This window comes from Mycoplasmopsis canis PG 14, assembly GCF_001553195.1.
GTDB classification, from domain to species: domain Bacteria; phylum Bacillota_I; class Bacilli_A; order Mycoplasmatales; family Metamycoplasmataceae; genus Mycoplasmopsis; species Mycoplasmopsis canis.
Genome location: NZ_CP014281.1, coordinates 599255 through 606096, shown reverse-complemented (window position 1 = coordinate 606096; position 6842 = coordinate 599255). Strand labels below are relative to the sequence as shown.

The window sequence follows — 6842 nt, the reverse complement described above, 5'->3', positions numbered from 1 at the left end:
TGTGCTATAATTTTGAAAATTAAAAAATGAGGTAAAAATGAAAAAAAATAAAAAAAGTTTATTGTTTAGTATCTTTGGTATGTCAAGTATTATACTTCCAATGACAATTGTTGCTTGTCAACAACAAGCGAAAGAATCAAATGGTAATAAAGACAATAAAGATCAAACTAATAAACCAGATGTTAATCCAATAAACCCTGGTAATGGTGAGCAAAATGATCCTAAACCACCGGTAGAAAATCCTTCGAATCCAGAGGATGGTGGAAAACCAGGAGATAAACCGGAACCAGAAAAAAATAAAAGTGAAAAATCAGTTTTATTTAATAGCATAGCTAAGTTGTATTTATCAAGTTTAACAGCCAAAGAATCTTTTAAAAATAATGCTTCTATTCAACAAAAATTAACAGAGTTAAGTGAAGCTTTGAATAATCAAGATTTGTCGGAAGGTGCAGAAAATAATGTATTAGATTTTTTAACAAATTCTTTTGCTCTTGAGTTATCTAAATTAGAATTAGATAATTTACTAGAAACTAAATTAAAAGTTACAACTGAACCAAGCGGAGTTACTGATGAGCAAATTATCGCTACATTTAACAAACCTTTTGGTCAACAACAAAATAATGAAGTAACAGATCAAATTAATGATTCAAAACAAAAATTTTATTCATTTATCAAAGATCTTAAAAACGCAGCTAATATAATTAAGTCAAATTACATTTTTTTAGCTGCTATACCAGCTTTTGATCAAGAAATTTTAAATAATTTAGCAATGTTAACTAATGAAGGTGTTGAAGGAAGTGATAATCAAACAATTGAACAAAACATGAGTCATATTTATGAATCATATAAACTAATGAAGCAATCTAGTTTTTTAACTTTAGATGAACTTAAAAAAATTAATCAACCTGAGGCTAAGACAAGTTTAGTAGGAATAAAAATGCTACAAAAAATGACTTTAGAACTTTTATTTAAATATAATTCTAATCATTTGTACAGCCCTTCAAATGAACAAAGAGCTTTAACAGGCGAAATTACAAATTATTTAACAGATTTAGGTAACTTTTTAAACAAAGAAAACAAAAATTTTGATGAAATCAACTCAAAATCTAATGAGTTTTATAATAAAGTATTAACTTGAAATTCACAGTTATCAAAAACTGAAGGAAACACAAATTTAGGTAAGCAAAATAGTTCACAAGAAAGCCAGCAAGAAGAGAGGAATAAAGAATTTAATAGCTTAGTAGATACATCACTTACTCCCTTGAAAAATGATATATCAAATTATATAAATACTAATTTAACACCAAAAAAATATTTATATAAAGAAGCAGAGGATTTTAAAAGAATTTTACTCGTTATTGAAGAATTAATTGCTAAGAAAGATACAAATATTTCAATCGAAGATTTAGAAAAAGCAAAAGAAATTCAAGTAGAATCTGATCGCACTCAATCTGATATTATGAATGAAGCATCTAAGTGGGTAGAAATCGTTGCAAGCAAAAATAATGATTCATCCTATATTGATTCTTTAACAAAATTAAGAAAATCTTATTTTATATTTGATAGACTTGGGGAAGAAATTCTTAGCAAACTAAATGTATCATCAAATATTTTTAATGAAGAACAAAAAAATGATGAGAAAGAAATTATAAAGAAATTTCAAGAACATAATATAAGTGGAGAATATAATAATAGTTTTTTTGATGAGAACGGTAATCAAGCTATTGTAAAATCAGATAAAAGTCAAATAGCATCTAAAGAACAGGTTGATGCTTTATATGAAAAGATAAAGTCTTTATTTACAGAAATTAAAACAAAATTTAACTCTTCAATGGATAAACAAGAACAAACTAGATCTCTAAAATTAAATGAGTCTGATTACGTTATTGAATAGTCATATTAAAAAATCTGAACAAATAATGTTCAGATTTTTTTATTCATTAATTTCTTTAAAGAATCAAGGAAGATCATATTTCTCTGGAAATCTTAAGTTTGCTCTCATTATTTGTGAAGCAATAGAATGGTAATTTTTAAGTTTTAAAGGATTTTCATTATCTCAATTAACTCCGAAGAAGTTAAAGTTTCTATTGTCATAAGCATAACCTTGTGAAGCCTTATGTGTATTATTACTTGCACCTGCTGTTCAAGTTGCTATATAATTATCTCCACCACAATATACATACCACTTCCAGATGCCCCTCCACCAACAAAAATTTGTGAGTAAGGGTTAAAGTATGGTGCTCCAATAACTACTCTAGATTGGCTTCCATCATCACCTAGGGTCACTGGTCTTCTATTGATTGAACCAGCATATTGTGTTCCAGGTCATCCTAATGTAGAAATTTCTCTAATATTAGGCACTGACATTGTCCCGCCTTTTTTGTAGCTCATGTCAATATTCACATTTCCCTTTTTCATTAAATGTTCTATTTTTCAAGCTATTTGCATATTACCTGCTGCTCTCGCATCAGATAATTTTTGATTTAAATCAACAACAAATAATGTTAAATCTTGACCACGATTTTTAATGCTTCCATCTTTAGAAATTTGCTCTACACCACTTCAAAGCAATTTAATAGTTAAAGCTCTCCCACCTCTTCCTAAATTTAATTCTCCGCTAGTTCTAACATCATAATATCTTTCTAAAGAATTTCCTATTCTATCGGGCGCTAGTGTGAAAACTTTATTTCCTCTTTCTTGCAGAAGATTATTATCTAGCATACCGGAAAATTCATTTGGACTACCTTCGACATGGCGATTAGTTAAAACGTAAAAAGTAGCATCATTTGGATCATCATTAACTTTTCCTAAAAATCCTAATGTACCAAATCAAGTATTACCATCAACTAGTGCTGCCCTTGAATATGCAGAGTCTACTATATCTCAATCTCTTCAATCTCTTACTCTTAAATATTCAACGTTCAATTTATATCCATCATGCAATTTATAATGAACATTTTGATTTGGATAGTATACTGTTTTATCTTTTTGGAATTCAATATCACTATAGAATAAGATCGGTTGATTAGAACTATTCATTTCAATGTGTTTGTAATCGAATCTATTTTGATTTATACCAAAATTTTCTTGCTCTTCATCATTGGTATATTTTATAGTTGTTTTAACTGCGGCCGGCAAGATAATAAATGCTCTATCTTTATCAAATGTAACGCCATTTGAAAATCTTTGAACTTCAGGTTCATCAATTATTATTTTATTTGTATTATCTTCCATTGAAATTTTAATGTCAACACCACGAGATTCGATTCAATTTAAAGTAACAAAATAATTGAAACGGCCACCATCACCATCACTTGCAGACTTTTTAATTTTAATTGTTTTTTGCTCTATTAGTTTGTCAAATGAAACCTCAATGTTGATGGCACTTTCAAAGTTTCTTACTCTACTATTTTTGCTTGGTATATTTAATAATGAGTTTGCTAGAATTTCAAATTTTATAACTCTATTTCTAGAATTCTCTTTAAGTAAAGTTTTTTCTAAATATTTCTTTTCTAGTGTTCAAGAAGCGATGTTGGTTTTTTTGTTTAAATCTCATAAAAGATCTTTTCAAAATGGTTCAATAATCCTTTCACGAATAATAGAAGTTTCAGATTCTTGGATTGTTTTTAGATTTTCGTTAGTAAAATCAAGATTTTCATTAATTGTATTAATTTCACTTAAAGCAAATCCCTTAATCTTGTATCAAGTATTTCCGAGTATTTTATTATTAGTTCTGCCTGTAACAGCAAATCTTACATAAGCTTCATTATTTGATATTTTTTTAATTTGATCTACCTTAAATAAATTAGCTGGAAGACTATAATTTTGATATTCTACTTCATTGTTTTTGTTATGTTTAAGTTGAATAACTCCATTATTCAATTCTTCTAAATTATTTATTCATTCGCTGGCCGTTTTTTGAGCAAGCAATTCATAATTTATTTCTATATCACTTAATTTAATGTTGTTTACCATTATTTCAGGATAAAGAGTTTGTTGATAGTCATTCACCATATTTATCAAAGTGTATTCTTGATTATTGGTGTATCGAATGTTTTTGTTTCTTTTGTTAATTCATCCTAATTTAAATGACATACCTCTTTTACCAACTTGTTTAACGTCATAGAAGTAAACAAAAAAGTTATTCCTTAAGTTGTTTAAATTAGTAGAATTAAACTCAATATTTTTATTATATAATGGAGCATTTAACTCTACATAAGCGTTATTATCTTGACTTTCTCCACGTGAGTTATTATTATTTGTATTTTTGATTTGTAAAACATACTCAATATCGCTAAAGGCTTTTTGGTCAATTATGTCTTTTACATTAACTGCTCTGAAGTTTCTTTGTCCATTTTGAGCTTCAGCATACCTGAATCCGAAATTTGATTCATTTATTGAATTAATTGCATCAATAAATTCTTGGCTAGGTTGTTCACTACTTTGAAAGTCTTCAGAGGTAAAAATTTCTCCAGTAGGTTTTATATCACCTGAGCTAATTAATTTAAAGCTACGTAATCTCTTAGTTTTACTGTATACATCAGCTGGGTTCTTAATTTCAACTTCTTTGCCATCTTTTTTGTATCATAAAATAATGTCGACTCATCCATCGTAATCACTGACATGATGATAATCCTTGATAAATACTTCATATCTACCATATTTTGGCATTATGTATAAATCGTCAAAAGCTTTTTTTACATCAGAAGCTATGTAATTCATGTGAGAGTGCTTTGCACCTTCCTTGAATTTAACTTTAGTCATTAATGTAGAAATATTCCCATTAATAATTTCCATTATTCTTCTTTTGTCAACAACGTCACTATAGCTTTCTTTTTCCTCTTCATTTTTAACGAAATTTACATTTCTTATAGTTGGTATTCTTCATTTTTTAATAACTTGTTTATTGAATAAAACAGAAAAATCAGCAAAAACTTTTCTATTCACGTATTCATAATTAGTTAATTCAAACTTAAAGAATTTACCAATTCTTGTTTGATTAGTTGTGAATCATTCTTTTTTCTGATCATTTGATAAATTTCTAAATTCTTCCAAAGAAAGTTTTTGTAAATCATCATAATTAATATTAAAAAATTGGTCTAAGTTATTAAAATTTAATGAATTAATTTGGGGAGTCACATCACCACTAAATGCTTTTGAAATGTCCATTAAATAGTTAATTTCACTATTTGATTTAAGCGAAACTTTAACTGTAACAATTAAATTATTTCAATTACTTTCGTCAAGCTTTAAATTAACAATTTTGTAATCAACCTCTTCGGTATCAAAATTATCAAAGAGAATTTCAGCACTCTTTAGATTATATGATGCAGAATAAGAATACTTTTCTAAATCATATAATGTACCATTTTCGGTTGTGTTTAAACTAAATAAAGAAATAGTTTCTTTTTTGAAAAGATCTATAACACTTTCTTCTTGTGGTTTAATATCAAATTCTTCTTCAATGTTGATTTTTTCGATTTCTATATAAATATCAGAAATCAACTTAAGATTATCATCAGGATATAATAAGTTAATTTTTTCTAACTTATTGTCATTATCAAATAATTCAACAAATTTTGTGATTTTTTTATAAAATTCTAGAGCATATGAAGATTTAAAGTTATTGTTTGAAATTTTTTCTTTTATCTCATTGACTTTATTTTGTAAACGTTTAAATTTATCCATCATTTTTTTGAAAGACGTGCTTATGTTTTTTAATTCAGTCTCTTCTTCTAACCCTTGAATTATTTCACTAAAATATTCTTTATTTTTATCACTAAGCACTGAATCATTTATAAATTGTATAAATTCAGCTTTTTTTGCTTCTATATTTGAATCTAGCTTCTTAAATAAATCATTATAATTATATATTTCAGCAAGGCTAACAATTTTTTCAGCTTTTTCTAAAAGAGACTTTTTGTTTTCTTCATCTATATTTTCAGATAATCTAATTTTTTCAGTTAATTCATTTTTCTTTTGTTTAACGTCATTAGATATTAAATCTTTTTCAATTACTTTGTTTTTTAACTTTTCTATATATTCATTTGCTTTAGGGTTAAATTCAACTAATGAATTGTTTGTTAATGAATTATTTAAAAATACTTCTATATCATCAATTATTTTTTTTATTTCAGCTTCTTCTTTAGTTTTGTATAGATTTTTTAAATTGTTTAAAATACTATAATTAATGTCAATTGATTTAATTAATTCGAAGATTTCATTTTTTAGTTTTACGTCGTTAAATATTTCTACAGAATGGTTCTTAAGATATTTTCAAATTAAATTATTAGAAAGAGACAAATTATTTATTTCTTTAATAAAAAGATCATATTCTGAATTTTTATTAACTACTCTTGCATTTCTTTCTAAAATCAAGTTATATACATCTTGAATTCTTTTTACTGATTCATTATTAATCTCTAAAAAACTATTTGAGTTAGTATTTATTAATTTATCAAACGCTTTTAATTCATTTGAAATAAAGTCGCTATTTAATAAATTATCTTCTAGTCCTTCGTATATTTGTTCGATATTTAAATCATTTATTTTTTTATATTCATTCAAAAACGAAATCATTGTATTTACTTGTTTTGGAGATAAAGAGATATTTTGATTATTTTTAATGTTATTTTCTATATTTTTGAAATACCTTTTATTATCATCTTTTTCAAAATATTGGAGCAATTCTTTTGCATTTTCGTTATTTTGATTAATGTTCTGAGCGTTATCTATAGAACAAGATAAGGCAGTCATTGGTATAGCCGCTGCGCCACTTGTTAATACAAAAATATTTTTAATTTGTTTTTTCATTATTAAAGCCTCTCAATAAAAGAATTTTT

General features: G+C 26.1%; 2 protein-coding genes. One reads left to right on the top strand and one right to left on the bottom strand.

Going from position 1 to position 6842, the window contains the following annotated elements; translation table 4 throughout:
- The first annotated feature begins 37 nt into the window (after positions 1-37).
- Positions 38-1894 (top strand): hypothetical protein, encoded by a 1857-nt coding sequence (locus AXW82_RS02335; RefSeq protein WP_004794281.1) that lies wholly within the window; start codon positions 38-40, stop codon positions 1892-1894.
- Between the two features lie 257 nt (positions 1895-2151).
- On the opposite strand, the gene AXW82_RS02330 is transcribed toward AXW82_RS02335, so the two are convergent.
- Positions 2152-6813, bottom strand: coding sequence for an MGA_1079 family surface serine endopeptidase (locus tag AXW82_RS02330; RefSeq protein ID WP_004794280.1), 4662 nt, complete (start codon positions 6811-6813; stop codon positions 2152-2154).
- Positions 6814-6842 lie beyond the last annotated feature (29 nt).